This window comes from Acinetobacter sp. TUM15064, assembly GCF_008980265.1.
GTDB lineage: Bacteria > Pseudomonadota > Gammaproteobacteria > Pseudomonadales > Moraxellaceae > Acinetobacter.
In genome coordinates this window covers 1-783 of the sequence record NZ_BKFU01000168.1, presented here as the reverse complement: position 1 = coordinate 783, position 783 = coordinate 1, and the positions used below count along the sequence as shown (strand labels likewise).

Here is a 783-nt window from a genome sequence, read left to right as displayed (position 1 = left end):
AAATAACATCTGCTTCACTGGCATTGAGAGTAATGACACCATTGGCATGTCCAGTCAGCACAGGCAGACCTTGTTCTGGCATTAAAAAATTAAAGCGTAGCCCAGAACGGTCATCATCGTTATATTTGGGTCTCGGCATAATATTAAGACGTTGCATTAAATATAAAAAACGGCGTTTAGCATGTTCGAGGCGGGACCAGTAGACGATATGATCAGGATTCTCTAGACTTGGGATGGTATAGGTAAGCACGCATGATTCACAGTAAATATCGCTACTTTCAGCTGGAATGACCCAATTACACACTTGATGATGCTGATAGTTATAGCAAGGTTTATAGCGTTTTTCTTGATATTGTTCATTGAGCGCCAACCAAAGTACGGGACTATGTTGTTCAAAACTCCCCATGTCTTTTTCTGATGCAATATAACCGAGTGTAGTTTGGCAACTCACACATTGTGAGTTAGCAAAAAAGACTTGGTTTTGGCAGGATGCACAAGTAAAAAATTTCATTGGCGGCTGTATCAGTCGTGATCTTTTGGACTTAGTATAATTGATGTTGATTCAGTTCGTCATGCATAGTGATCGGTTTCATTTGTCTTTTAAAACTGAATTGCTGACTGCGTATAATATTTATAATGAACGATATTTGCTTGATGGCTTTTGTAGAAAAGATAATCTTTCCTGTATTTATGCGTGCGTTAGAGCAAACCCGTGAAAAATTTGATTAAACATAACTGCTGTTTTCAGTCAGCTACTGTGAGTGGTTTTGCAGATGGTGCTTA

The 783-nt window shown here is 38.7% G+C and carries 1 protein-coding gene; it reads right to left on the bottom strand.

The annotated features are described in order from the left end of the window. A partial coding sequence (locus GBI16_RS18245; protein WP_171494595.1) for a putative zinc-binding metallopeptidase occupies window positions 1-511 on the bottom strand: 511 nt, incomplete at its 3' end. Between the last annotated feature and the right edge of the window lie 272 nt (window positions 512-783).